The following is a 24300-nucleotide window of genomic DNA, read 5'->3' as shown; positions in this document are numbered from 1 at the left end:
CTTCTCGGGCGCCGGATCTTCCGGCGCTCGCTGTTTATGGAGATCACGTCCGCAGCTTTGCGCACAATCTATCAAATTCCATGGCATGATCCAAAAGACCAACGGTCGGCTCATGCGAAAGGCGACTAGAACATGACGAAAGCAACCTCTTCTGCACCTTCGCAGCGCATGCTGCGCGTCGGTGAACAGGTGCGTGCCGCCATCACCCAAGTGCTTCAGCGCGGGGAAGTGCGCGACGATCTCATTGAAAAGACGGTGATCTCCATTTCCGAAGTGCGTATGTCGCCGGATCTGAAGATCGCGACAGCCTATGTCACGCCGCTTGGCGTCAAGGACCACGATAGCGTCATCAGTGCACTCAACAGGCATGCCAAGTTCATTCGTGGTCGATTGGGCAACCAGCTCCGCCAGATGAAATACATGCCCGAGGTTCGCTTCCGCGACGATACGAGCTTCGACAATTATCAAAAGATCGATGCGCTCCTGCGCTCGCCGGAGGTGCAGCGCGACCTTGGCACCGACGAAGACAACGACTGAGAAAAAAGGCCCTTATGTCCAAACCCCGCAAGCCCAAGGGCCGCCCGATTTCGGGCTGGCTCATTCTAGACAAGCCGATGGATTTCGGCTCGACCGAGGCCGTCGGCAAGATCAAATGGCTCTTCAACGCCCAGAAAGCCGGTCACGCCGGGACGCTCGACCCGCTCGCCTCCGGCATGCTGCCAATTGCACTGGGCGATGCAACAAAAACCGTCCCTTACGTGATGGATGGTCGGAAGATCTACGAATTTACCGTCACCTGGGGCGAAGAGCGTTCGACGGATGACCTTGAAGGCGAAGTCACGCATAGTTCTGACAAGCGGCCCGCCGAAGAAGAGGTTCGCGCGCTGCTGCCGCGCTACACGGGGGTCATACAACAGATCCCGCCGCAGTTCTCTGCAATCAAGATCGCCGGCGAGCGCGCCTATGATCTGGCCCGAGAGGGCGAAGCCGTTGAAATTCCTTCGCGTGAAGTAAAGGTTCATCGCCTCACCTTGCTAAAGGCGGAAAAGGATCGTGCCTTCTTCGAGGTGGAATGCGGCAAGGGCACCTATGTCCGATCGCTCGCCCGTGATTTCGGTCGCGATCTCGGCTGCTACGGCCATATCTCGGAACTCAGGCGCAGCTTCGTGGCTCCCTTTGCCGAGGAGACGATGGTGCCGTTGGAAAAGCTCGTCGCGCTTGAGGCGCTCGAAGACCGCGAAGAGCGGCTTGCAGCGCTGGACGCCTTTCTCGTCGACACCAGCGAGGCCTTGTCCGCCTTGCCTCAGATACGCATCAGCGACGATCAGGCCCACCGGCTGAAAATGGGCAATTCCATCATCCTGCGCGGTCGCGACGCTCCGGTCGCGGAGCCGGAAGCCGTTGCCCTGGCCGGTGGTCGGCTGATTGCGATTGGCGAGATCGCCGGTGGCGAATTTCATCCGCGACGGGTCTTCGGTTAAGCCTGAAGACAAGGGCCTGTAAAGAACTCTTCCCTTTGAGGGGGGAATGGAGTATAGGCCCCGCAAGCTGACACTTAGGGCGTCTGCTTTTCATGGCCACCGCTGGACGACATCCCGGCGGCTGGTGTCCCGTTTCTCCTAAATTCTAGAAAGGATTTACGATGTCGATCACTGCAGAGCGCAAGGCCGCCCTCATCAAGGAATATGCGACCAAGGAAGGCGACACCGGTTCTCCGGAAGTCCAGGTGGCGATCCTGACCGAACGGATCAACAACCTGACCGAACACTTCAAGGGTCACAAGAAGGATAACCACTCGCGTCGTGGTCTTCTGACCATGGTTTCGAGCCGTCGTTCGCTTCTCGACTATCTGAAGAAGAAGGACGAAGCCCGCTACAGCAAGCTGATTGCTGCCCTGGGCATTCGCCGCTAAGCTTTTCCGGCGGGTCTTCCATGCGAAGATCCGCCGGGTCTCTTTCGGGGCTCAAGTGCCCCGTTCGCTTCGTTCTGGCGATGGCCAAAGGCGAAGCAGATTGCACGGGTGAGCCGGATGGGCCGGTGCCACCCATACCAACCGATGACCTGTCATGGGGCAGGATTGCCGGATGCTTTCGCCAAGGAATTTGGCTTTTGAGGGACCATGAGGTCCAGTGATGCGATCGACAGAACATCTGATCGCCCCATAGGAAAGCTTCCCGCTGTCTTGCCCGTGATGCGTCAGCATTCGCGCAGCAACCGCGCGCCCGATTGGGCTTGCGTTCATCATGCCGTGGTCGCCGTGCAGAAGGACAAGATATGTTTGATATTCACAGCGTTGAAATTGAGTGGGCAGGTCGCCCGCTGAAGCTGGAAACCGGCAAGATTGCCCGCCAGGCTGATGGCGCCGTTCTTGCGACCTATGGCGAAACCGTTGTACTCGCCACCGTCGTTTCGGCCAAGGCACCTAAGCCGGGCCAGGACTTCTTCCCGCTCACCGTCAACTACCAGGAAAAGACCTATGCTGCCGGCAAGATCCCGGGTGGTTACTTCAAGCGCGAAGGTCGCCCTTCGGAAAACGAAACGCTTGTTTCGCGCCTGATCGACCGTCCGATCCGTCCGCTCTTCCCGGAAGGCTACAAGAACGACACACAGGTCGTCGTTACCGTCATCCAGCATGACCTGGAAAACAACCCGGATATCCTGTCGATGGTTGCCACTTCGGCCGCTCTGACGCTGTCCGGCGTTCCGTTCATGGGTCCGGTCGGCGGTGCACGCGTCGGTTACATCAACGGCGAGTATGTTCTGAATCCGCATCTCGACGAGATGGACGAGTCGAGTCTCGACCTCGTTGTAGCCGGCACGCAGGACGCTGTTCTGATGGTCGAGTCGGAAGCCAAGGAACTCAACGAAGACGTGATGCTCGGCGCCGTCATGTTCGGCCACAAGGGCTTCCAGCCGGTTATCGATGCGATCATCAAACTCGCTGAAGTCGCCGCCAAGGAGCCGCGCGAATTCGAACCGGAAGATCATTCCGCTCTCGAAGCCGAAATGCTCTCGATTGCAGAAACTGAGCTGCGCGCTGCCTACAAGATCACACAGAAGGCTGAACGCTACGCCGCCGTCGATGCCGTGAAGGCCAAGGTGAAGGTCCATTTCCTCCCCGAGGAAGGCGAAGCGAAGTATTCTGCAGAAGAAGTCGGCGCCGTCTTCAAGCACCTGCAGGCCAAGATCGTTCGCTGGAACATTCTCGACACCAAGAGCCGTATCGACGGCCGCGACCTGGAAACGGTTCGCGCGATCGTGTCGGAAGTCGGCATCCTGCCGCGCACGCATGGCTCGGCCCTCTTCACTCGCGGCGAGACGCAGGCGATCGTTGTCGCCACGCTCGGCACCGGCGAAGACGAGCAGTATGTCGACAGCCTGACCGGCATGTACAAGGAACGCTTCCTGCTGCACTACAACTTCCCGCCCTACTCGGTCGGTGAAACCGGTCGCATGGGTTCGCCGGGTCGTCGCGAAATCGGTCATGGCAAGCTCGCATGGCGCGCCATCCGTCCGATGCTGCCGTCGGCCGAGCAGTTCCCCTACACGCTGCGCGTCGTCTCGGAGATCACCGAGTCGAACGGCTCGTCCTCGATGGCAACCGTCTGCGGCACCTCGCTCGCCCTGATGGACGCCGGCGTTCCACTGGCAAAGCCGGTTGCCGGTATCGCCATGGGTCTGATCCTGGAAGGCGATCGCTTCGCCGTTCTCTCCGACATCCTGGGTGACGAAGACCATCTCGGCGACATGGACTTCAAGGTCGCCGGCACTGCCGACGGCATCACCTCGCTGCAGATGGACATCAAGATCGCCGGCATCACCGAGGAGATCATGAAGGTCGCGCTTGCCCAGGCCCAGGGCGGCCGCAAGCACATCCTCGGCGAAATGTCGAAGGCAATCACCGAAAGCCGTGGCCAGCTGGGCGAATTCGCTCCGCGCATCGAAGTGATGAACATCCCGGTCGACAAGATCCGCGAAGTCATCGGTTCGGGCGGCAAGGTCATCCGCGAAATCGTCGAAAAGACCGGCGCGAAGATCAACATCGAAGACGACGGCACCGTGAAGATCGCGTCTGCCTCGGGCAAGGAAATCGAGGCGGCCCGCAAGTGGATCCACTCGATCGTGGCCGAGCCGGAAGTCGGCGTGATCTATGAAGGTACCGTTGTGAAGACCGCCGACTTCGGCGCCTTCGTCAACTTCTTCGGCTCGCGTGACGGCCTTGTGCACATCTCGCAGCTCGCCTCCGAGCGCGTTGCCAAGACGACCGATGTCGTCAAGGAAGGCGACAAGGTCTGGGTCAAGCTCATGGGCTTCGACGAGCGCGGCAAGGTTCGCCTGTCGATGAAAGCCGTCGACCAGACGACGGGCCAGGAAATCGTGGCCGAGAAGAAGAAAGAAGAAGGCGAAGCTGCCGCTGAGTAAGCGGCCCTTCCCCGGGTTTAAAGGCGCGGCAGTGTTTCCGCGCCTTTTTTGTTCATACTTGTCCCATGCAGCCGCAGATGCAGTTCCCTTATGATGGAGCCTGCACTGTTTCGAAGAGGCCTCGATGATGAGCCGCGAAACGCTCAAGACAATTTTTCATCCCTTCGCCACAGGTGCAATTCCGCTACCACCGGAGGGAAGTCGTTTTCTCTTTCTCGGAGCGGAGGCAGGATTTGTGCTTCCGGACGGCTTCAAGGGGGAACTGACGCTCGTCCAGGGCTTCAGACCAGAGTACAGGCGTCTAGAAGCTGCCCGACTGCAACCGCAGCCGTCGGTCGGCGACGACGGCTATGACGGCGCCCTGATCCTTTGCGACAAGCACAAAGGGCAGAATGAGAACCGCGTCGCGGAAGCGCTTGCCCGAGTGCGCAGGGGCGGCCAGATCGTGATCGCCGGCGCCAAGGACGAGGGGATCCTGCCCCTACGCAAGCAACTGGATCGTTTGGGCCTTCAGCCTGCCTCGCTGCCCAAGTATCACGGGGTCGTCGTTTGGTTCAGTGCCCCTGACGATGGGTCTGCTGCCCGATCCGCACTTGCTTCCCAGACAATGCTGGTCGACGGTCGCTTTGAAACAAAAGCCGGCATGTTCTCCCACATGCATGTCGATCCAGGTTCGGAACTTCTGGCCGGACGGCTGCCGAGCGACTTCGATGGGAATGCCGCCGATTTTGGTGCTGGCTGGGGCTATCTCTCAGTCATGCTGGCTGAACGGGCACCGGGGCTCCATCGCATCGATCTGTTCGAAGCCAATCACGATGCACTGGAATGCGCGCGCAGCAACCTCGCCCGTCTTTCCCCAGATCTCCATGCCCGCTTCTTCTGGCAGGACCTGAGAGAGGAGCCACCCAAGGAAAAATACGATCTCGTGGTGATGAATCCGCCCTTTCATGAAGGGCGCGCGGCAGAGCCTTCCATCGGAGAGACCATGATAAGGACCGCAGCGGATGCATTGCGCTCGGGCGGTGAACTCATTCTGGTGGCAAATCGTGGTCTGTCGTATGAGCCGACTCTTCAAGCTCATTTCCGGCAGAACGGCGAGACCTGTCGCAATGCCCGTTACAAGGTGCTTTGGGGGAAGAAGTAAGACACGAGAACCGTTGAATACTCGACATATCGTATTTTCTCGATTAGCATCTGGCGCCAGAAACTTACCTTTCGGCGCCACAGCTCATGCCCAGGAAAGTCCTTGCAGATGAACTGACCACCGTCGCAGGGATTGCCTCGACGGTCGTCGCACATGCGGGCAGCTATGGCATCGATCTTGAGCCGATCTGCAAGGCGTTGGACATTGATCCCGCCAGTTTCCAGGATCTGACAGCACGGATCAGCCTTGACCGTCTCTGCCGCCTGCTGGAGGCATGCGCGCTACTCTCGGATGACGAGGCCTTCGGTGTGACCTGCGGTCGCCGCTTCCAGGCGGGATCGACAGGACCCTTTGGCTACGGTCTCATGAGTGCCCCATCCGGCCTGGACTTCGTCCGCTTCATCGACGCCCACATGGAATATGTGACCAATACCAGTTACAGCCATTTGACCTTCGATGATACCGGTGCGACGATGACATGGACTTTTGCGCCGATCATCGTGAAGCGCGATCAGTATGTCGACTTGTCTCTGGCCGTCCTTCTTCAACGAGCCCGGGATCTGTTCGGAAATGTCGCCGAACAGCTGGAGCTGCATCTCGAGCGTCCCAAGCCTCGGAATTTGCAGCCCTTTCGAGAACTTCTCACGCGGCGGCTCACCTTTGGCCACCGCATGAACCAGATCCAATTTCCCAACAGCTTCCTTGACCGCCAGAATCCCCGGGCTGACGGCAGACTGCATCATCTGATGGACATGCAATGCCGGGCATTGAAGCCTGAAACGGCCACCGCCGACGCGGATTTCCTGGCTCAGATCCGACATTATCTGCTTTTGCATATCTCTGAACCCGATGTTTCGCTTGAACAACTGGCGCCTTTTTTCGGGCTTTCGGAGCGGACCTTCCAGCGGCGCCTGGCAGACCAGGGCACCAACCTTGCGGATCTCAGAGACAGTATTCGCAAGGAAGTCAGTTTCAATCTGCTCACTGGCAGTGATCTTCCAATCTCCGAAATCTGCTACCGGCTTGGCTATTCCGCACCGAGCGCGTTTACGAGATCGGTCAGCCGCTGGTACGGTCTGACACCCAGCGGGCTTCGGGATCGCAAGAGCGCCTGAAGAATGTTGCGCCGTCGGCAGTTCCTTATGGCAAGGCGCTTTGAACGCCTTTCATCCGCCTCGACGTTCCAGGGGTGTAGAGACTGGCGTCAAATGAGAATTGCCTAAAATACGATTTATTGTAAAGCAACCCCGTCCGCCGATGAGCACGCTGCGGACCCCGTACCAACTCTGCCGGTAAACAATAATGACACTCAAACCAAAGCTGGTCTCCAGCCCCTCAGCCCCTATCCGAGGTCTGTCGCGACTTCAGAAAGAGGCGCTCACGCTTGTCGCCGAAGGCAAACGGAACAAGCAAATCTGCGTTGAACTTGGCGTATCCGCAGAAGACCTGAAAGAGACGCTGGCGTCGTCCCTTGAAAATCTTGGCGCGCACAATCTGATGCACGCCGTCAGTCTCGCCATTTTGCTGGGCCACATTAAGCCCATGCTTGAGGATAAGTCGGATTAACCTGCCAAAGGCAAGTGGCGCATTCTCACGACCGTGGACCTGGTGCGAAGAAATTCTCGCGCCAGGTTTTTCTTCTGTCGGTCAACCCTGGTTGTCAGCGCCCCGCAGAACATCGAGCGTCGGAACCGATATCACATTGAACCCACCGTCGACATAGTGGATTTCTCCAGTCACGCCGTTGGAAAGGCCTGATAGCAGGTACAGGGCGGAGCCACCAATATCTTCGATCGTCGGAGTTCGACGCAGAGGTGCGTTCTTCTGGTTCCAGCTGAAAATCGCACGCGCGTCCGAAATTCCGGCTCCGGCCAGAGTGCGCACGGGTCCGGCCGAAATGGCGTTCACCCGAATGCCGCGGGGACCATAATCACAGGCGAGATAACGCACAGAAGCTTCCAATGCGGCCTTGGCAACGCCCATGACATTGTAATTCGGGATGACGCGTGTCGAACCGCCGTAAGTCAATGTCAGTACACTGCCGCCATCGGTCATCAGTTCGGCTGCGCGCTTGGTGATCTCTGTCAGGGAGAAACAGGAAATGACCATGGTTCGTGAGAAATTCTCTCGCGAGGTGTCGGCGTAAAGGCCCTTCAATTCGTTCTTGTCGGAAAAACCGATCGCATGGACAATGAAGTCAATCTTGCCCCAACGCTCACGCAGAGCATCGAAAAGAGCGTCGACAGACACCAGATCCTCAACATCGCAAGGAATGACAAAATCCGAACCGAGCTCGGCTGCGAGCGGCTTCACCCGTTTGCCGAGTGCCTCTCCCTGATAGGTAAAGGCGAGTTCCGCACCTGCTTCCGCCAGCACCTGGGCAATGCCCCAGGCAATCGAGTGGTTGTTGGCGACCCCCATAATGAGGCCGCGCTTACCCTGCATGGATCCGAGCATGGATGTCATCCGTTGTGGCGCTGGAAGACCAGCGTTGCGTTGGTTCCACCAAAACCGAAGGAATTGGAAAGGACAGTATCGATTTTGGCATTGTCGATGCGCTTGCGGACAATCGGCACGCCATCGAATTCTGGATCAAGCTCGGTTATGTGGGCGCTTTCGCCGATAAAACCGGCCTGCATCATCAACAGGCCATAGATCGATTCCTGCACGCCCGCAGCACCGAGTGAGTGACCGGTCAGCGACTTGGTCGACTGGATATGCGGGATCTTGTCGCCGAAGACTTCACGGATCGCGCCGATTTCCTTGCTATCGCCGACCGGCGTCGAGGTGCCATGGGTATTGATGTAATCGACGTCGCCCTTGACCGTGGAGAGCGCCTGACGCATGCAGCGGATGGCGCCTTCGCCCGAAGGAGCGACCATGTCGTAGCCGTCGGAGGTTGCGCCATAACCGACGATTTCAGCATAGATCTTCGCACCACGAGCCTTGGCACGCTCAAGCTCTTCAAGAACCAGAACGCCTGCCCCACCGGCGATGACGAAGCCGTCACGCGAGACGTCATAGGCGCGCGACGCGGTCGAGGGCGTGTCGTTGTACTTCGAGGACATGGCACCCATGGCATCGAAGAGGCTCGACATGGACCAGTCGAGATCCTCGTGACCGCCGGCAAAGACCATGTCCTGCTTGCCCCACTGGATCATCTCATAGGCATTGCCGATGCAATGCGCCGAGGTCGAGCAGGCTGAAGAGATCGAGTAGTTGACGCCGTGCAGCTTGAACCAGGTGGCCAGCGTTGCAGAGGCCGTCGAGGACATCGCCTTCGGAACGGCAAAGGGGCCGATGCGCTTCGGGCTGTTGTTCTGACGGACGATGTCAGCAGCTTCCACGATCTGCTTCGTTGACGGACCACCCGAACCCATGATGATGCCGACGCGCTCATTCTGCTGATAGTCGGCCTCTTCAAGACCCGCATCCGCAATTGCCTGCTTCATGGCAACGTGATTCCAGGCGCCACCCTGAGAGAGAAAGCGCATGGCGCGGCGATCAACAAGGTCAGTCGGATCAAGACTCGGCTTGCCCCAGACCTGGCACTTGAAACCATGCTCAGCGAAATCAGGTGATGCACTGATCCCTGACTTTGCATCCCGAAGCGATGCCGTCACCTCGGCTGCGTCGGAACCAATCGAGGAGACAATCCCAAGACCCGTAACAACTACCCGTCTCATATCTCAGACCTTTTCTGATTACCTTAGATCAACAGAGGCCTTTCAGGCCGTCTTGTCCTTTGACAGACCGACGCGCAGGTCGGTTGCTTGGTAAATGACTTCGCCATCTGCCTTGAGCCAGCCGTCGGCAGTACCGAGAACGAGACGACCGCGCATCACGCGCTTGAAGTCGATCCCATATTCCAGGAGCTTTGTCTCCGGGCGAACCATACCCTTGAACTTGACCTCACCAGTGGAAAGCGCCATGCCGCGTCCCGGTTCCCCGAGCCAGCCGAGGAAAAAGCCTGTCAACTGCCACATACCATCAAGGCCGAGGCAGCCGGGCATGATCGGGTTTCCCTGAAAGTGGCAGGGGAAATACCAGTCGTCGGGTCGCACATCGTATTCGGCGCGAACATAGCCCTTGTCGAAGGCGCCGCCCGTTTCGGAGATATCGGTTATCCGGTGAACCATCAGCATGGGTGGCAGGGGAAGCTGGGCGTTGCCCTGGCCGAACAATTCGCCACGACCGCAGGAGAGAATTTCTTCGTAATTGTAGCTCGACTGTCTTTTATCCATTTTTCTACTTCTTCCCCCCGGGGCTGCACATGCCGGGACCCATAAGGCAAGAACGGGACAAATTGAAGCCCCGCCCCTGCGGCCCGGTTGACAAGGCCGCGTTCAGCCCTGTCACAATCTATCTCCACCTCCTGTCGCATACAGGAATGGCACTGCCTCGACCAGACCAAATCAAGCAAAAAACGCCTGCTGGCTCTGGTGGTTGCAGCCTTGTCCCCATTGAAACTATTGAACCGACGGCGTTTTACAGCTATATCCGATGGAAAAGGTGTGTATTGCACCTTGTTGTGAATTGGAGTGTCCTCAATATGGCGGCTGAAAGCCAATTCAGCACGGAGATGAAGCTCAGGCGGTCGGGCCTTCGTCCGACGCGTCAGCGCGTTGCCCTTGCTGAGCTTCTGTTCGCCAAGGGTGACCGTCATCTGACGGTTGAGGAACTGCACGAAGAGGCTCAGGCGGCCAATGTGCCGGTGTCCCTCGCAACCGTCTACAACACCCTTCACCAGTTTACCGAAGCCGGCCTTATTCGTGTTCTGGCTGTCGAGAGTGCAAAGACCTACTTCGACACAAACGTATCCGACCACCATCACTTTTTCGTCGAAGGCGAAAATGAAGTGCTCGATATTCCGGTGAACAATATCGTCATCGACAATTTGCCTGTGCCGCCAGAAGGCATGGAAATTGCACATGTCGATGTGGTTATCCGCCTGCGCCCGAAGCGCAGCTGAGCTTCTCTTCTGCGATTTTCACATCACGTCGTCGGGATGTCGCCCCGGCTTGTGGCGGTATGTCGGAAAAGTCCAGCCGAAATGGAGCGCCCCGCCGCGAATGGCGAAGGCTACACCGGCACCTATAACCGACGCAGCATAAAGGGGCGCACCGAGCGCACTGGCCGCCGTGAACATGGCAGCCCCGACGAGGGCAGCGGTAATGTAGACTTCCGGTCGAAGCAACACGGAAGGTTCAGTGGCCAGCAAGTCACGCATGACACCGCCGAACGTGGCCGTGAGCGTACCTGTGACAACGGCAATCGTTGGCGATCCCGTGGCTGCCAGACCCTTGGCGGCCCCCATCACGCAGTAGGCCGACAGGCCGACTGCATCAAGCCAGATCAGCAATCGGTAACGCGATTCGACCAGATGGGCCGAAAAGAAGACAATGACGCCGATCACACAGCACACGACAATATAAGCCGGATTAAGGACCCAGAAGACAGGCACCTGGCCCAGCACGATATCGCGCAGCGTGCCACCCCCGATCCCCGTGACAATTGCAAAGAACAGAAAGCCGATCATGTCGAGCTGCTTGCGTGAGGCTGCCAATGCACCCGTGGCGGCGAAGAGGGCAACACCGGCATAATCGAGATAGGTCAGCAGTAACATTTCCGCGTGGCTCCCTAAAATGTGAGATCATCAATCATGCCGTTAAGAGTGACGCAAGTCAGTTGTGCTAGTGTTCCCGAGCAGAAACATTGATTGCGTCATCGGGAGGTTTTCTTGAAATCGGGCTTGGGGCTTTTCGTTTCCCTGGGATTGATGCTGGGCGCTGTGGCGTCCGCGTCTGCTCAGCAGGAGCTACTCGACGATCCCGAGATCTACGAAAAATCCTATTTTTCAAATCAATGCCAATCGGTTCAGTACGGGCCCGATTTCATTTCGCGCATCGACGTCAACAACGACAAGCTGGTGGATGTTGTCACAAATCACGGCGAGATCATCTGCGACGGCGTGCGAGGACCTGGATGTACGGGTGACGGTTGTCCCTATAACTTCTATCTGCAGGTCAAGGAGGGCGGCTATTTCATGATCGCCACTGCGCAGATGTATGGTTATGACTTCATCCAGCGCTTCGGCAACATGGTCTTCGTCTTGAAGATGCATCCGCGATACTGCGAACGCACCGACAGCCGGCCCTGCGAAATGACGGTCCGGGTGCGCGGTACGCGTTTCATGACCATTTCCCGAAAATAGCCGGTGTGTCGCTCACGGTGCTGGGTAAAGTTCTTCAATCCGGCCCGTCAGCCAATAGGCAAAGAGCCCAATCCATTCGCGCACTGCCGTTGCGGTCTGCTGGGCGTTTAAGGTTGGCTGCGTGAAATCAAGTCGCAGGGTAACATTGCCGGCCGTACGATAATCCGTTGGCCAGGGTATGGTGTTGATTTCTGCCTTGCGAAAGAGGCCAACAGACCGAGGCATATGAAATGCGGAGGTCACGAGAAGACAGTTCTGTAGCCCTTCCCTTTGCAGCAGCTCTCGGCTGTTCAGAGCGTTTTCATGGGTGTTGCGTGAGGTTGCCTCGCCAATCAGACGCTCGTCCGGTATACCGAAAGCCGAGAAGAAGCGCTGCGAGATCACCGCATCGCCCTCAAAGCGACCACTCAGCGAACCATCGCCGCCCGAGACGAGAATTTTCGCCTGCGGATATACATAGGCCAGCCGCAGTGCCTCGACAAAGCGGTCAGCGGCCTGATTGAGATCCACGCCGCCCCTCGCTGTCGTTACCTCAGTCTCGAACGCACCGCCCAGAACAATCAGGCAGGCGACCGACGCAGGGTCGGAACCAGGTCGCGGAAAGCGCGATTCAAGCCCCTGGAGCAGCACTGTTCCTGCCGAGGTATAAAGCGTTGCAAAGAGAATGAAGAGCGAAAGCGAAAGCGCCGAAATTCCCATGCGACGCCACTGGCAGGCGAGCAGCAGCAGCGCCAGAAGCCCAAGGAAGAACACCAGCGACAGCGGCTGGGCGACCATCCAGAAGATTTTCGAGAGAACAAACATTTGTCCGCTTTATCCGCTCTCTTCATCGGCGACAACGGTCGGCTCACTCGCCGACGATCACGAAAGCTTCGCTCAAGGCCACGTTTTTAAATCCACTGCCGATTGTGACAATTCATACTGCAAGAACTTGGGGGGAATCATGCGTTTTGCCATCGATACCATCGACGATGCAGGCAACAGCCGGATCTATGTCGGTGAGCCGGTCGAATTGGCAGACAACCATCTGCGCATCAGACTGCGCAACGGCGAACTCGACATCGCTATCAACCGGATTACCGACTGGTTCCAGATCGACCGCCAGGAAAAGGGCGACCGCGGCCAGTTGTTTGCGGCCAATGCCTAATGGAACTTGTTTAGAGCGAGGTTGATAACATCCGAACACGGCGCAATCGACGGCGTCTTTGTCATTGAACGGCGAGCCGCATCAAGCGGTCGCTCGACTTAAAAACCCCGAACTTTTTTGCTGAGATGAAGATTTGGTGGAGCTAAGCGGGATCGAACCGCTGACCTCTTGCATGCCATGCAAGCGCTCTCCCAGCTGAGCTATAGCCCCATCAATTGGGTCCGGCATTGCCGGTTCCGGGAACCCCGAACCGCAGTGCTTGCGTGGGGTGGCGGCTTATTACTTCTGCTTTCCGGAGATGGCAAGCCAAAAATGAAAGCCCGGGAAACTTTTCAGCCCCGGGCCACAATTCATTGTAAAATCAGACTTCGTCGTCGTCGCCGGTCACGCCGATGATGCCGGACATGTCGTCATCATCGTCGTCTTCATCGGCTTCCAGGAAGGTGTCATCGTCATCGCCGTCGAGCTCGACGTCATCATCGCCGATATCCGGGATATCGTCACCGCTGCCGTTGTCGTCAGCGTCTTCCAGCGACACCAGTTCGATTTCCGGGTTTTCGGTATCGACTTCTGCAACATCCTCTTCTTCTGCCTTCTCCATAATGGCGGCAACAGAGGTCTCTTCAAAATAAGAGAGTGGCCAGGATTTGCCCGTGTAGGGCGAGACGATCGGATCCTTGTTCAGATCGTAGAATTTCTTGCCGGTGTCGGGGCAAGTGCGTTTTGTTCCAAGTTCTGCCTTCGCCACTGTCAAAGCCTCATGAAGTCTGTGAAGATAAAGGGCATATGCCAAGGTTCCGGCGCAAGGCCGGCCCAACTTTCAGTCGGTCCCCTTACTCGCTGCTCTCTTTTCTGTCAAAGACAAACTGTTATAGGGGGAGCCGAGTGCCGGACACAGACGAGAAAACAGAATGATCATTGCCATCGACGGCCCAGCTGCAGCCGGAAAAGGCACGCTTTCGAGGAAGATTGCCGAGACCTACGGATTCCATCACCTGGATACCGGACTGACCTATCGTGCAACGGCAAAGGCGCTGCTCGACGCGGGACTGCCGCTTGATAGCGAGGCTGTCGCCGAAGACATGGCACGGCGCGTGGAGCTGGCCGGTCTCAACCGAGATGTGCTTTCCGCTCATGAAATTGGCGAGGCTGCATCGCAGATTGCCACAATGCCTGCTGTCCGGCGCGCACTTGTGGAGGCACAACGACGTTTCGCCCAGAAGAAACCGGGCACCGTGCTGGACGGGCGCGATATCGGGACCGTGGTCTGTCCCGAGGCGCCGGTCAAGCTCTTCGTCACCGCCAATGCTGAAGTGCGCGCGAGGCGCCGCTTCGACGAGATCCGGGCCAAGGGGCAGGCCGCGGATTTCGACCAGATCTTCGACGATGTGAAGCGGCGCGACGAGCGCGATATGGGGCGAGCCGACAGCCCTTTGAAACCAGCGGCAGACGCGCACTTGCTAGACACGTCTGAAATGAGTATAGAGGCGGCGTTTCAATCGGCTAAATCCATCATCGATGCCGTGTTGAAAAAGATTTGAGCGATTAAGGAGCCGGTCATTACCCGGTTGCCGTTTGGATCTGCCAATATTCCCTGTCCCCGCGCCGGACAGCCCTCAAGATGAAGGGCGGGCAAGGATATTGGTAAGTGCAACTCGAACCCCCCGGCGCATCGCGCATCCTATAGCGGATGCGATTAGGAGAATTCATGTCTGTTTCTACCCCATCGCGGGAGGACTTCGCAGCCCTCCTCGAAGAGTCCTTTGCCAAGACCGATCTGGCCGAAGGCTATGTAACCAAGGGCATCGTGACCGCAATCGAGAAGGACGTTGCGATCGTTGACGTCGGCCTGAAGGTCGAAGGCCGTATCGCACTGAAGGAATTCGGTGCACGCGCCAAGGACGGCACGCTGAAGGTCGGCGACGAAGTTGAAGTTTACGTCGAGCGCATCGAAAACGCTCTCGGCGAAGCTGTTCTGTCGCGCGAAAAGGCTCGTCGCGAAGAAAGCTGGATCAAGCTCGAAGCCAAGTTCGAAGCTGGCGAGCGCGTTGAAGGCGTCATCTTCAACCAGGTCAAGGGCGGCTTCACGGTTGACCTCGACGGCGCCGTTGCCTTCCTTCCGCGTTCGCAGGTGGACATCCGTCCGATCCGCGACGTCACCCCGCTGATGCACAACCCGCAGCCCTTCGAAATCCTCAAGATGGACAAGCGTCGCGGCAACATCGTTGTCTCGCGTCGTACGGTTCTCGAAGAGTCCCGCGCCGAGCAGCGTTCTGAAATCGTTCAGAACCTCGAAGAAGGCCAGGTTGTTGACGGCGTCGTCAAGAACATCACCGATTACGGTGCGTTCGTTGACCTCGGCGGCATCGACGGCCTGCTGCACGTCACCGACATGGCATGGCGCCGCGTCAACCATCCTTCGGAAATCCTGTCCATTGGCCAGTCGGTCAAGGTTCAGATCATCCGTATCAACCAGGAAACCCACCGCATCTCGCTCGGCATGAAGCAGCTCGAGTCGGATCCGTGGGATGGCATCGCTGCCAAGTACCCGGTTGGCAAGAAGATCTCCGGTACCGTCACGAACATCACCGACTACGGTGCATTCGTCGAGTTGGAGCCGGGCATCGAAGGCCTGATTCACATCTCGGAAATGTCCTGGACGAAGAAGAACGTTCATCCCGGCAAGATCCTTTCGACCACGCAGGACGTCGATGTCGTCGTTCTCGAAGTCGATCCGTCGAAGCGCCGTATCTCGCTCGGTCTCAAGCAGACCCTCGAGAACCCATGGCAGGCATTTGCCTTCAGCCATCCGGCCGGCACTGAAGTCGAAGGCGAAGTCAAGAACAAGACTGAATTTGGTCTGTTCATTGGCCTCGAAGGCGACGTCGACGGCATGGTTCACCTGTCGGATCTCGACTGGAACCGTCCGGGCGAGCAGGTCATCGAAGAGTACAACAAGGGCGACATGGTCAAGGCCGTGGTTCTCGACGTCGATGTGGAGAAGGAGCGCATCTCGCTCGGCATCAAGCAGCTCGGCAAGGACTCGGTCGGCGAAGCCGCCGCTTCCGGCGACCTGCGCAAGAATGCCGTTGTCTCTTGCGAAGTCATCGCGATCAACGATGGTGGTATCGAAGTGAAGCTCGTCAACCATGACGACATCACCTCCTTCATCCGTCGCGCCGACCTGTCGCGCGACCGTGACGAGCAGCGTCCTGAGCGTTTCTCGGTTGGTCAGGTTGTCGACGCACGCGTCACCAACTTCTCCAAGAAGGACCGTAAGGTGATGCTGTCGATCAAGGCTCTCGAGATCGCAGAAGAGAAGGAAGCTGTGGCTCAGTTCGGTTCGTCCGACTCGGGCGCATCGCTCGGCGACATCCTGGGTGCCGCCCTGAAGAACCGCAACAACGACTAATCGCTGTTAGGTGAATACAAAGAACCCGCCGGGAGCGATCCCGGCGGGTTTTTCTTTGCCCCTTGCCTGCCTCAGGCCCAGTCGATCATGCGAAAATAGAGCCCTGCAGCGCCATCCGTCGCAGCTGACGCGGACAAACGGCCGTATCCTTCTTCGAAATCGTCCCGCAGACCCGAGTTTCTGTCGGTATCCTTTGGGAGCTCGCCAACTGGAGATAATGTCATCGCAGTCTGACTTTCCTCTTCGGCTCCCTCGGACCCGTCGTCGGCTACGTTTTCCCCATCGCCTCTGGAAGAGCCACCCTGATCATCCTCACGCGATCTTTCTTCTTCCGCTTCAGGTGACTGGTTATCGGGCTCGTCGTCGACAAAGAGATAGGTGACGAAGGGCATGGCTTGACCGGGCAAAGGTTGCGGGAGCCGCAACTGGGCAGCCTCCTGACCCTGAGCCGTCAGTGCAACCATGACCTTTTCTTCGAATCCACCGGGCTTTGCCGCTATCGTGGTCGTTTCGCCATCCTGTTCGGGCAGCAGCTCGGCCATTTCGTGCCTGATCGCATCCTCGATCACGCTGTCACGGGTGATAACCGTGGGTCCTTGCTGACCGACCGGTTTGGCTTCGGCGGCAGATCCAGGTCCGACCATGTTCATCAGTGACGCAATGAGCGTATTCGTCCCCTTCTCGGCCCCACCAGCATTCCCGCTCGGCATCTGCAAACGCATCGCCTCGCTCCACTGTCGGAAGCTCGACTGAACCGGCAAAGCTTCGCCCCGGCTGGCTGCAGAACGCAAGGAACCTTCGGGCTGGGTGCGCCCTGTCTCACGGATGGATTCAGTATTGCCAGAGCGGATCTCCAGCTGCTTGCGGTGCAGGTCCTCAATCGGTCCCGCCCCATTTCCAGCGGCGTTCCTGGCCACGCCCACCCTGTCGTCGCTGCCAGACACCGGGATCCGGCCAATCATCTCCGGTGATTTGGTGTCTTGCGCCGCTTTGGCCAGCGCAGGTGAAATCCCGGCATCTGTCGGCGCGGTCGAAAGAATCGGCCGAGCGGCAGGACGATTTGGCTGATCTGTTGCAGGACTAGCGGGCGAAACTGCGGATTGCGATGATACCGACCGGCTCACGGCGATCTCGGCAGCGACCTTGCTGGTAACGCCTGCAACTGGTTGACCAGCGGCACCTGCCAGCTGAACACCTTGTCTTCCAGGGAGGACCCCAGCCGCATTTGTGCTGACCGTCGCCGCATTGGCATTCGTTGACGCCACAGCCCGGCCCCCGCGCGTCAGATCCTGTTGCAGCTCCGCTCCTCTTGCAGAGGTTCGGGTCCCATCGTTTGCGGGTCTGTCTCCGTCATTTTGCTGATAGGAGCCGACAACGGAACGGGCTGCGAGATCCTTTTCCTTTTGCCGGTACAGTTCGAGATAAACGCTGAGCGTGGCCGCTTCAGGGCCGGCGGGATTGCGAAACGCCTCCAGAAGTGTTCGCAGCTGGAGACCCGCAAAGCTTTGATACAGGAGCTTCTGCAGGTTGCTGCGCTGCTGCGGATCAAGTCCTTCCATGACGGCCAGCAGCCGCGCCGCGTAGGCGCTAAGGCTTTCCTCCGGCTGGCGATCGAGCTTGAGGGCGCGCCCCAGAACTTCGACCAGGATCGCGAGATTCTGTGACATGCGCTCTGGTCCCGAGAGCAGCAGCATGTTGATACGCCCTGCAATCGTCATGTTCTGGTCGAGGCCAGAGCGGGCTACTGCCGCATTCACCTGGCCCGCCGCCGTCTGGCCGGCATTCGTCTCTGCCTGCGAGCGCATATCCTGCAGGTTCAGCGATGAATTCGACGCGGTGCTCACGGGCGAAAGCAAGGTCAAATCTCCTCCTGCAGAGGATGAAGGTCGATCATCAGATTGGAAATACGCACCGCTCATGCGGCGGGGAACGATCACCTGTGCGGCGGGTAGAGCCGCAGGATATCGGAGCAATGCAACTGTCGCTACAAGCCTCAGGCTGGCTTAACATGGTTAATATTTCGTTAAACATGCACAAGGAACGGGTAGCTTGCTGCTTTTCGGCTCCTCCCCTACACCTATACGAGGCGATTCCCTCGAGCGGAAACGCCACACTGGAGATCGCGGACAGGCCCCCATGACCGAAATGATGAATCCGATCCTCAATACCGACAGCTACAAGCTCGGTCATTTCCTGCAATATCCGGCCGGAACTCGGGCCATCAGTGCCTTTGCCACGACTCGCGGCAATTCCCTGCGGCCGGAAGTCATGTTCTTCGGCCTTCAGATGTTCCTGAAGGGCTATCTCGGGCGGCAGGTCAGCAAAGCCGATATCGACGAAGCCGATGAAGTCGCGAGGCTTCATGGACAACCCTTTGACCGCGAGGGCTGGAGCCACATTCTCAACGCCCATGGAGGCTATCTGCCGATCCGCATCGAGGCACTTCCAGAAGGTGTTGCGGTACGTCGCGGTGTACCGGTCGCTCAGGTCGTGAATACAGACGCCAAAGTTCCCTGGTTGACCTCCTACATCGAGACGGCTCTCCTGAGGGCGATCTGGTACCCCTCAACCGTTGCAACTGCGGCTTGGCGATTGCGGCTTGCCATCCAGCCGTTTCTCGATCGCACCTGCGACGATCCGGGAAGCCTGATGCCGACCTTCCTGAGCGATTATGGGGCTCGCAGTACGTCGAGCCTTGAACAGGCTGCCATTGGTGGCGTGGCGCATCTCGTCCATTTCAAGAGTTCCGATTCTCTTCCGGCACTGCTTCATGCCCGGCGTTACTATGGCGCCCAGATGGCCGCACATTCTGTCCCGGCCTCCGAACATACGACGATTACCGCCTGGGGTGCCGCACGCGAGGCCGAAGCCTATGCCAACATGGTCGACCGTTTTGCGCCATTCGGTGTCTATTCGGTGGTTTCAGACAGCTACGACCTGCATAATGCCGTTACCGAAATCTGGGGCAAGCAGCTGCAGCCCAAGGTCCGGGCCTCGGGCGCAACACTGATTGTCAGGCCCGACAGCGGCGATCCGATTGATACGCCCCTACAGGTCATCGCCCAGCTCGCTTATGCTTACGGAACGCGGCTCAACAGCAAGGGCTTCAAGGTCATCGATGCCGATGTCCGGGTGATCCAGTCGGATGGCGTATCACTCCAGGATATCCAGATGATCCTCGGACGTATGGAGGGCATGGGATTTTCAGCAGAAAACATCCGGTTCGGCATGGGCTCGGGGCTGCTGCAGAAAATCAACCGGAATACGCTTTCGTTCACAATGCGGGCGAGTGCCCTTCAGGACGAAGGCGGCAACTGGCGTGAAATCGGACGCCGTTCGCCCGACATCCGCGACCGTCCACCGGCCGCAGGACGGCGCGCGGTTGTTCGTGACGGCAAGGATCTGGTCGGCATCCATCTCGAAGAGCTTGGCGGACAGCACAACATGCTGGAGCCGGTCTGGCAGAATGGTCAATTGCTGAAAGACTGGAGCCTCGAAGAGGTCCGCGCAACAGCATCCCTGCCCTGGCTCGAGTAAGGTTCAGGGAGAATGATTGAGCAATAGCCGGTACAGTCCGACATCGTCAGAGTTTACGGCTGAAATGCTGTTCTCGGGCGCGCTGCTGCGCTCGCTCAGGTCTGTAACCAGAGCATCCAGCCACGTCCCTGGCCGCCGATTGCCCGAGGCTTGCGGCAGGTCGATGCCATCCAGCGGGACATCCCCGTCGTCAATATCGGTTTCTGCCGGCGGCTGCGTATCGCCGTCCTCGTATTCGCTCAGGAATGTTGCGCTTCTGGCCGGCGTGTTCTGCGAAAGCTGTCCATCTGGCGGACCGAGCATGACATTGCGAACGAGATTATCCAAAAGGCCGATGGATGCTTCCCTCATGGTCGCCATGTCTCATTTACTGTTGCCCAATGCCCTGTTTGGGCGGTCTGGCTGCCTCGTCGAGCGTGATGCTGCGCCAACATGGTTAAGAAAATCTCACCGACCGCTGGATCAATATGCTGGGGTCTATAGATTCCGAGAGTGCGCAGGATTTCATCGCCACGGGCATATGCAATGAGCTTCAAACCTCCGTCATTCCTGATCAGCGCCACCCCCGGTCAGGGATTGTCTCCGCTGGATGTCGAACTGGCGGGAGAAAAGGCAGATATGCTGGCCCGTGCGGGGCGCAAGCTTGAAAAGGCGCTTGAAAAGCTGGAGGCCGCGCGGTCAAGCGGCGAGGCAGTATCGGAGGCGGTGGATGATGCTGCCGATGCCGCCTGGGCACTGTTTATCCAGCGAGAACTGTGCGGACTGCGGCGCCAGGCAGATGCCGTTCGGCTTTACGGCATTCCGAAGGATGTTATGGCAAGACTGGGTGCCGGAAAACGCCGGGAGACCGGTTGAGCGGCTCCCGGCCTCACCGAAGCGGTGTGTCAGCTATGGGCGAAAATGTCGGTTTCTTCCCAGCCGAGAAGGTCAAGCTTGGCGCGTGTCGGCAGGAAGGCAAAACAGGCTTCGGCATGATGCAGGCGGTTGTCGCGAATGAGCCGTTCCGTCAAACGGTCGCGCAGTGCATGCAGATGCAGAACGTCGGACGCAGCATATTCGAGTTGAGCCTGGCTCAGGGTCTCGGCTGCCCAGTCTGACGATTGCTGCGCCTTTGAGATATCCACGTCCAGCAGTTCTTTCAGATTGTCCTTGAGACCATGGCGATCTGTATAAGTACGGGCGAGGCGGGAGGCGACCTTTGTGCAGAAGACCGGTGCGGTGGTCACACCAAAGGTGTGAAACAATACGGCAATATCGAAGCGACCATAGTGAAAGATCTTTTGGCGGCTCTCGTCAGCCAGCATGGCGACCAGATTGGGCGCCTCGGTCTGGCCAGCAGCAATCCGGATGACATCGGCAGAACCATCGCCGGGCGAAAGCTGCACGACACATAGTCTGTCACGGCGGGGCACGAGACCAAGGGTTTCGGTGTCAATAGCAATCGCATCCGTGTAGCGCGCGGCGTCCGCAGTCGTGATGTCTCCCTCGTGATATCGGATTGTGGCCGCCATGAATGTCTCCGCAAGTGCTATCTTCGGCGCCCGCTATAGCCGATCAACGGTCATATCACCACCCCCTCTACGAATCAGGTGCCTGAACCGGCATTTCCGGAAAGATTGCAGGACCGCATTCCTTTGCCTTCAAATGCCGACATGGTCGTGCGGCAGGCTCGGGTCGATCCATCACGGGGCTTCACGAACATGTGTTGGCTGCATAGCTTTATGGCAGTTTCGGTATGTCGAGGGATTGAAACGGTTTCGGTTGAGCGCAATTCCCTCATTCGAAAGCCGTTCGCATCAAGACCGAAGCCATTTCGCAGGCATAAATCTGGCGGATTGACCTTAAATGGAACAAGCCATGCATTCAGCGCATTGCTGCAATGCAACAGTGTCGATTGGCAAATCAAAGCGCTGTGGGTATATTCAAACCATCGAAGCGGCGCACTCCTCCTCCCAGCGCCGCCAGATAGGATCGGCAATACTCCTCCTCCTCCCAATTGCCGATCAAGTTTAAGAGCCTGGCGCACCTCCTCCCGCGCCAGGCTCTTTTCGTTTCAGCCTCTCATTTTCTGAAATCCGTCGCTTGAGACACCTTCAACGCCACTCTATGGTCTGGCCCGATTGTCCAAGAGATGGAGTGTTTCAGTATGGCGCCAAAGTTCGGCACAAGCGGATTGCGTGGTCTTTCGTCGGAACTGGTCGGGAGTGTATCCGCACTTCACGCCACAGCCTTTGCCCGCTTTCTGAAGGCGAAAGGGCTGGCCGAAACCGGAAGCCCCATCGTGATCGCCCGGGATTTTAGACCTTCCAGCCCTGAAATCGCGTCGACCGTCATGGCCGCCCTCGTCCGGGAGGGGCTCAAGCCAATCGATTGCGGCACGATCCCGACACCGGCCCTTGCGCTCTATGGCGCATCACTTGGCGCGGCGGGCATCATGATCACCGGCTCGCATATTCCAGCGGATCGAAACGGTATCAAATTCTACCGTCCGGATGGCGAAATTGCCAAGGAAGACGAGCAGGCGATCACGGCTCTCGCCGCCGAGCTTTCGGCAGATGAGACGGCGAACAAGGTGGACGCAGCCAGCGGCGAAGATCATCAGTCAGAAGCGACCGCCATGTTTCTTCAACGCAACAAGCAGGTGCTTGCGGCAGATAGCCTGAAGGGCAAGCGGATCGGGATCTACCAGCACAGCACCGTCGCCCGAGACATGATGGTCGAGGTGTTCCAGCATTACGGCGCGACCGTCTTTCCGCTTGGCCGTTCGGAGCAGTTCATTCCCGTCGATACCGAGGCCGTCTCTCCCGACACCGTAAGGCTGCTCAGCCAATGGTCGGACGAGCTTGGCCTCGACGCCATCGTGTCCACCGATGGCGATGGCGATCGGCCTCTTGTTGCCAATGAGCACGGCGCTCCCCTGCGCGGCGATCTTCTGGGACTTGTGTCTGCGCAATTTCTCGACGCAAAGGTGCTGGCAACGCCGGTCACGTCCAATTCCGGGATCGAGCGGGCTGACGATTTTACCGTCATGCGTACACGTGTCGGCTCGCCCTTCGTGATCGCCGCGATGGATCAAGCGCTCGCCAACGGTGAGACCTCTGTGATCGGCTTTGAGGCCAATGGCGGTGTCATGCTCGGATCGGCTTTCAAGACGCCGGCTGGCGAGCTTGCTGCACTACCGACGCGCGACAGTTTCCTGCCGGCACTGGCCGTCATTGGCACCGCAGCCAAGGCTGGTCAGACGCTGTCTGAGCTTGCGTCGAGCATCGCCTTGCCGATCGCTCTCAGTGATCGCCTGGAGAATTATGCCAGCGAGCGTAGCGCATCGCTCATGGAGCATCTGCGTGCGTCTTCGGCGAATCTTTCCGACTTCCTCTCACCGATCGGCAGCGTCAAGGACACGAGCGATATCGACGGTTTGCGTGTGACACTCAGCGACGACCGCATCATTCATTTCCGCCCCTCTGGCAACGCGCCGGAGATGCGCTGCTATGTCGAAGCTTCTGACAGTAGCGCTGCCGAAGAGCTTCTCAAGCAAGGCCTTGCTCTTCTGGCGAGCTGGAAGTCCTGAGCCAGCAGATCCTGTCAACAGCGGCTCGGCTCCATGCCTTGAACCGGGTCGCTGCCGTGAACGTAGTGAGAGTATCACTTCGTCTTGAGAGGACAGTATGACCAAGATTGCCTGGATTACCGGATCGAGCTCGGGGATTGGCCGGGCGCTCGCGCTGCGGCTGGCTGACGATGGCTGGACCGTCGCCGTCAGCGCCCGCAGTGCCGATAGCCTTGAAGCACTTGCGGCAGAACGCGCCGGAAAGATCCATGCCTTCGCGCTGGATGTCACCGACAAGGCCGCCGTCACTAAAACCTTTGAGGCCATCGAGCAGGCGCTTGGGCCCGTAGACCTCGCAGTCTTTGCCGCTGGAACCTACACCCGCGATTATGCCAAAGGCTTCAGCAGTGACGTTCTTGAAGGCATGTACAAGCTCAACGTCTTTGGCACCGCACATTGCCTTGAAGCGGTGATGCCAGCAATGATGAACCGGAAGAACGGACGGATCGCCGTTGTTGCCTCTGTCTCCGGCTATGTCGGTCTTCCGGGTGCTGCAAGCTACGGCTCGACCAAGGCGGCGCTTAACGCGCTTTGCGAATCGCTCTATCCGGAACTGCAGCAGAACGGGGTCCATCTGCAGATCGTCAATCCGGGCTTTGTCGACACGCCGCTGACCAAGAAGAATGATTTCCCCATGCCCTTCCTTGTGACATCGGAAGAGGCCGCCAACACCATCGCCGATGGGCTGAAGGCGGATCGTTTCGAAATCATCTTCCCTTGGAAAATGGCGCTTTCTATCAAGTTCCTGCACGCGCTCCCGCACCGCCTTCGCTTTGCGCTGACGAAGAAGATACTGCGCTGATCGCCCAGTCAG

General features: G+C 58.3%; 25 protein-coding genes and 1 tRNA gene. 16 read left to right on the top strand and 10 right to left on the bottom strand.

Features of this window, described 5'->3' with window-relative positions:
• The first annotated feature begins 132 nt into the window (after positions 1 to 132).
• The 7 genes from rbfA (at position 133) to FE840_RS05250 (ending at position 7132) form a co-directional block, all read left to right on the top strand.
• Positions 133 to 537, top strand: a complete 405-nt coding sequence (rbfA, locus tag FE840_RS05280) for a 30S ribosome-binding factor RbfA (protein WP_138285863.1) — start codon at positions 133 to 135, stop codon at positions 535 to 537.
• A 14-nt stretch (positions 538 to 551) separates the two neighbouring features.
• Complete coding sequence (gene truB / locus FE840_RS05275; RefSeq protein WP_138285864.1) at positions 552 to 1481, top strand: tRNA pseudouridine(55) synthase TruB; 930 nt, start codon at positions 552 to 554, stop codon at positions 1479 to 1481.
• 161 nt (positions 1482 to 1642) lie between these two features.
• Positions 1643 to 1912 (top strand): 30S ribosomal protein S15, encoded by a 270-nt coding sequence (gene rpsO / locus FE840_RS05270; RefSeq protein WP_138285865.1) that lies wholly within the window; start codon positions 1643 to 1645, stop codon positions 1910 to 1912.
• A 362-nt stretch (positions 1913 to 2274) separates the two neighbouring features.
• Positions 2275 to 4422, top strand: a complete 2148-nt coding sequence (pnp, locus tag FE840_RS05265; protein ID WP_138285866.1) for a polyribonucleotide nucleotidyltransferase — start codon at positions 2275 to 2277, stop codon at positions 4420 to 4422.
• 127 nt (positions 4423 to 4549) lie between these two features.
• Positions 4550 to 5566 carry a class I SAM-dependent methyltransferase gene (locus FE840_RS05260; protein WP_138286012.1) on the top strand — a complete coding sequence of 339 codons (1017 nt, stop codon included), beginning with the start codon at positions 4550 to 4552 and terminating at the stop codon, positions 5564 to 5566.
• Between the two features lie 86 nt (positions 5567 to 5652).
• Complete coding sequence (locus FE840_RS05255; RefSeq protein ID WP_138285867.1) at positions 5653 to 6681, top strand: AraC family transcriptional regulator; 1029 nt, start codon at positions 5653 to 5655, stop codon at positions 6679 to 6681.
• Positions 6682 to 6868: 187 nt separating this feature from the next.
• A complete protein-coding gene (locus tag FE840_RS05250; protein WP_138285868.1) occupies positions 6869 to 7132 on the top strand; it encodes a LuxR C-terminal-related transcriptional regulator in 264 nt (87 codons plus the stop codon).
• Between the two features lie 81 nt (positions 7133 to 7213).
• On the opposite strand, the gene fabI is transcribed toward FE840_RS05250, so the two are convergent.
• From fabI to fabA, 3 genes are read right to left on the bottom strand one after another with little or no spacing between them, the layout of a single operon-like run.
• Complete coding sequence (gene fabI, locus FE840_RS05245) at positions 7214 to 8023, bottom strand: enoyl-ACP reductase FabI (RefSeq protein WP_138285869.1); 810 nt, start codon at positions 8021 to 8023, stop codon at positions 7214 to 7216.
• A gap of 5 nt (positions 8024 to 8028) precedes the next feature.
• Entirely contained in the window at positions 8029 to 9252 is a 1224-nt protein-coding gene (fabB, locus tag FE840_RS05240) for a beta-ketoacyl-ACP synthase I (RefSeq protein ID WP_138285870.1), read from the bottom strand.
• A gap of 42 nt (positions 9253 to 9294) precedes the next feature.
• Complete coding sequence (gene fabA / locus FE840_RS05235) at positions 9295 to 9810, bottom strand: 3-hydroxyacyl-[acyl-carrier-protein] dehydratase FabA (RefSeq protein ID WP_138285871.1); 516 nt, start codon at positions 9808 to 9810, stop codon at positions 9295 to 9297.
• A 308-nt stretch (positions 9811 to 10118) separates the two neighbouring features.
• On the opposite strand from fabA, the gene irrA reads away from it, so the two are divergent.
• Positions 10119 to 10538: an iron response transcriptional regulator IrrA gene (gene irrA / locus FE840_RS05230; RefSeq protein ID WP_138285872.1), complete on the top strand. Its 420-nt coding sequence runs from the start codon at positions 10119 to 10121 to the stop codon at positions 10536 to 10538.
• An 18-nt stretch (positions 10539 to 10556) separates the two neighbouring features.
• Here irrA and FE840_RS05225 read toward each other — a convergent pair whose 3' ends face one another.
• Complete coding sequence (locus FE840_RS05225; RefSeq protein ID WP_138285873.1) at positions 10557 to 11192, bottom strand: trimeric intracellular cation channel family protein; 636 nt, start codon at positions 11190 to 11192, stop codon at positions 10557 to 10559.
• 114 nt (positions 11193 to 11306) lie between these two features.
• Between FE840_RS05225 and FE840_RS05220 the strand changes: the two genes are divergently transcribed.
• Complete coding sequence (locus FE840_RS05220; RefSeq protein WP_138285874.1) at positions 11307 to 11780, top strand: hypothetical protein; 474 nt, start codon at positions 11307 to 11309, stop codon at positions 11778 to 11780.
• A 12-nt stretch (positions 11781 to 11792) separates the two neighbouring features.
• Here FE840_RS05220 and FE840_RS05215 read toward each other — a convergent pair whose 3' ends face one another.
• Positions 11793 to 12584, bottom strand: coding sequence for a YdcF family protein (locus tag FE840_RS05215; RefSeq protein ID WP_138285875.1), 792 nt, complete (start codon positions 12582 to 12584; stop codon positions 11793 to 11795).
• A 139-nt stretch (positions 12585 to 12723) separates the two neighbouring features.
• Here FE840_RS05215 and FE840_RS05210 point away from each other — a divergent pair, with 139 nt between their 5' ends.
• Complete coding sequence (locus tag FE840_RS05210) at positions 12724 to 12927, top strand: hypothetical protein (protein WP_138285876.1); 204 nt, start codon at positions 12724 to 12726, stop codon at positions 12925 to 12927.
• Positions 12928 to 13061: 134 nt separating this feature from the next.
• On the opposite strand, the gene FE840_RS05205 is transcribed toward FE840_RS05210, so the two are convergent.
• Together FE840_RS05205 and FE840_RS05200 are read right to left on the bottom strand one after the other, a co-directional pair.
• Positions 13062 to 13137 (bottom strand) — tRNA-Ala (locus FE840_RS05205).
• A gap of 151 nt (positions 13138 to 13288) precedes the next feature.
• Positions 13289 to 13675: a TIGR02300 family protein gene (locus FE840_RS05200; protein ID WP_138285877.1), complete on the bottom strand. Its 387-nt coding sequence runs from the start codon at positions 13673 to 13675 to the stop codon at positions 13289 to 13291.
• A 163-nt stretch (positions 13676 to 13838) separates the two neighbouring features.
• Here FE840_RS05200 and cmk point away from each other — a divergent pair, with 163 nt between their 5' ends.
• Together cmk and rpsA are read left to right on the top strand one after the other, a co-directional pair.
• Positions 13839 to 14468: a (d)CMP kinase gene (gene cmk, locus FE840_RS05195; protein WP_138285878.1), complete on the top strand. Its 630-nt coding sequence runs from the start codon at positions 13839 to 13841 to the stop codon at positions 14466 to 14468.
• A gap of 167 nt (positions 14469 to 14635) precedes the next feature.
• Entirely contained in the window at positions 14636 to 16339 is a 1704-nt protein-coding gene (gene rpsA / locus FE840_RS05190; protein ID WP_138285879.1) for a 30S ribosomal protein S1, read from the top strand.
• A 71-nt stretch (positions 16340 to 16410) separates the two neighbouring features.
• On the opposite strand, the gene FE840_RS05185 is transcribed toward rpsA, so the two are convergent.
• Positions 16411 to 18195, bottom strand: a complete 1785-nt coding sequence (locus FE840_RS05185; RefSeq protein ID WP_138285880.1) for a hypothetical protein — start codon at positions 18193 to 18195, stop codon at positions 16411 to 16413.
• Between the two features lie 280 nt (positions 18196 to 18475).
• On the opposite strand from FE840_RS05185, the gene FE840_RS05180 reads away from it, so the two are divergent.
• Entirely contained in the window at positions 18476 to 19876 is a 1401-nt protein-coding gene (locus FE840_RS05180; RefSeq protein WP_138285881.1) for a nicotinate phosphoribosyltransferase, read from the top strand.
• A 3-nt stretch (positions 19877 to 19879) separates the two neighbouring features.
• Here FE840_RS05180 and FE840_RS05175 read toward each other — a convergent pair whose 3' ends face one another.
• Positions 19880 to 20227, bottom strand: a complete 348-nt coding sequence (locus FE840_RS05175; protein ID WP_138285882.1) for a hypothetical protein — start codon at positions 20225 to 20227, stop codon at positions 19880 to 19882.
• A 174-nt stretch (positions 20228 to 20401) separates the two neighbouring features.
• Here FE840_RS05175 and FE840_RS05170 point away from each other — a divergent pair, with 174 nt between their 5' ends.
• Entirely contained in the window at positions 20402 to 20731 is a 330-nt protein-coding gene (locus FE840_RS05170) for a DUF6665 family protein (protein ID WP_138285883.1), read from the top strand.
• 29 nt (positions 20732 to 20760) lie between these two features.
• On the opposite strand, the gene FE840_RS05165 is transcribed toward FE840_RS05170, so the two are convergent.
• Positions 20761 to 21387, bottom strand: a complete 627-nt coding sequence (locus FE840_RS05165; RefSeq protein WP_138285884.1) for a ribonuclease D — start codon at positions 21385 to 21387, stop codon at positions 20761 to 20763.
• 635 nt (positions 21388 to 22022) lie between these two features.
• Between FE840_RS05165 and FE840_RS05160 the strand changes: the two genes are divergently transcribed.
• Positions 22023 to 23447 carry a phosphomannomutase gene (locus FE840_RS05160; RefSeq protein ID WP_138285885.1) on the top strand — a complete coding sequence of 475 codons (1425 nt, stop codon included), beginning with the start codon at positions 22023 to 22025 and terminating at the stop codon, positions 23445 to 23447.
• Positions 23448 to 23544: 97 nt separating this feature from the next.
• Positions 23545 to 24288, top strand: coding sequence for an SDR family NAD(P)-dependent oxidoreductase (locus FE840_RS05155; RefSeq protein WP_138285886.1), 744 nt, complete (start codon positions 23545 to 23547; stop codon positions 24286 to 24288).
• The last annotated feature ends 12 nt before the right edge of the window (positions 24289 to 24300 follow it).

It is taken from the genome of Peteryoungia desertarenae (assembly GCF_005860795.2).
Classification (GTDB): Bacteria; Pseudomonadota; Alphaproteobacteria; order Rhizobiales; family Rhizobiaceae; genus Allorhizobium; species Allorhizobium desertarenae.
Note: the sequence above shows the minus strand (reverse complement) of the source record. Positions and strands in the feature narration are given on the sequence as shown.

Excerpts from the sequence above, each read along its gene's own strand:
- rbfA (WP_138285863.1), top strand. The coding sequence starts at position 133 with ATGACGAAAGCAACCTCTTCTGCACCTTCGCAGCGCATGCTGCGCGTC.
- truB (WP_138285864.1), top strand. The coding sequence starts at position 552 with ATGTCCAAACCCCGCAAGCCCAAGGGCCGCCCGATTTCGGGCTGGCTC.
- rpsO (WP_138285865.1), top strand. The coding sequence starts at position 1,643 with ATGTCGATCACTGCAGAGCGCAAGGCCGCCCTCATCAAGGAATATGCG.
- pnp (WP_138285866.1), top strand. The coding sequence starts at position 2,275 with ATGTTTGATATTCACAGCGTTGAAATTGAGTGGGCAGGTCGCCCGCTG.
- FE840_RS05260 (WP_138286012.1), top strand. The coding sequence starts at position 4,550 with ATGAGCCGCGAAACGCTCAAGACAATTTTTCATCCCTTCGCCACAGGT.
- FE840_RS05255 (WP_138285867.1), top strand. The coding sequence starts at position 5,653 with ATGCCCAGGAAAGTCCTTGCAGATGAACTGACCACCGTCGCAGGGATT.
- FE840_RS05250 (WP_138285868.1), top strand. The coding sequence starts at position 6,869 with ATGACACTCAAACCAAAGCTGGTCTCCAGCCCCTCAGCCCCTATCCGA.
- fabI (WP_138285869.1), bottom strand. The coding sequence starts at position 8,023 with ATGCTCGGATCCATGCAGGGTAAGCGCGGCCTCATTATGGGGGTCGCC.
- fabB (WP_138285870.1), bottom strand. The coding sequence starts at position 9,252 with ATGAGACGGGTAGTTGTTACGGGTCTTGGGATTGTCTCCTCGATTGGT.
- fabA (WP_138285871.1), bottom strand. The coding sequence starts at position 9,810 with ATGGATAAAAGACAGTCGAGCTACAATTACGAAGAAATTCTCTCCTGC.
- irrA (WP_138285872.1), top strand. The coding sequence starts at position 10,119 with ATGGCGGCTGAAAGCCAATTCAGCACGGAGATGAAGCTCAGGCGGTCG.
- FE840_RS05225 (WP_138285873.1), bottom strand. The coding sequence starts at position 11,192 with ATGTTACTGCTGACCTATCTCGATTATGCCGGTGTTGCCCTCTTCGCC.
- FE840_RS05215 (WP_138285875.1), bottom strand. The coding sequence starts at position 12,584 with ATGTTTGTTCTCTCGAAAATCTTCTGGATGGTCGCCCAGCCGCTGTCG.
- FE840_RS05210 (WP_138285876.1), top strand. The coding sequence starts at position 12,724 with ATGCGTTTTGCCATCGATACCATCGACGATGCAGGCAACAGCCGGATC.
- cmk (WP_138285878.1), top strand. The coding sequence starts at position 13,839 with ATGATCATTGCCATCGACGGCCCAGCTGCAGCCGGAAAAGGCACGCTT.
- rpsA (WP_138285879.1), top strand. The coding sequence starts at position 14,636 with ATGTCTGTTTCTACCCCATCGCGGGAGGACTTCGCAGCCCTCCTCGAA.
- FE840_RS05180 (WP_138285881.1), top strand. The coding sequence starts at position 18,476 with ATGACCGAAATGATGAATCCGATCCTCAATACCGACAGCTACAAGCTC.
- FE840_RS05175 (WP_138285882.1), bottom strand. The coding sequence starts at position 20,227 with ATGAGGGAAGCATCCATCGGCCTTTTGGATAATCTCGTTCGCAATGTC.
- FE840_RS05170 (WP_138285883.1), top strand. The coding sequence starts at position 20,402 with ATGAGCTTCAAACCTCCGTCATTCCTGATCAGCGCCACCCCCGGTCAG.
- FE840_RS05165 (WP_138285884.1), bottom strand. The coding sequence starts at position 21,387 with ATGGCGGCCACAATCCGATATCACGAGGGAGACATCACGACTGCGGAC.
- FE840_RS05160 (WP_138285885.1), top strand. The coding sequence starts at position 22,023 with ATGGCGCCAAAGTTCGGCACAAGCGGATTGCGTGGTCTTTCGTCGGAA.
- FE840_RS05155 (WP_138285886.1), top strand. The coding sequence starts at position 23,545 with ATGACCAAGATTGCCTGGATTACCGGATCGAGCTCGGGGATTGGCCGG.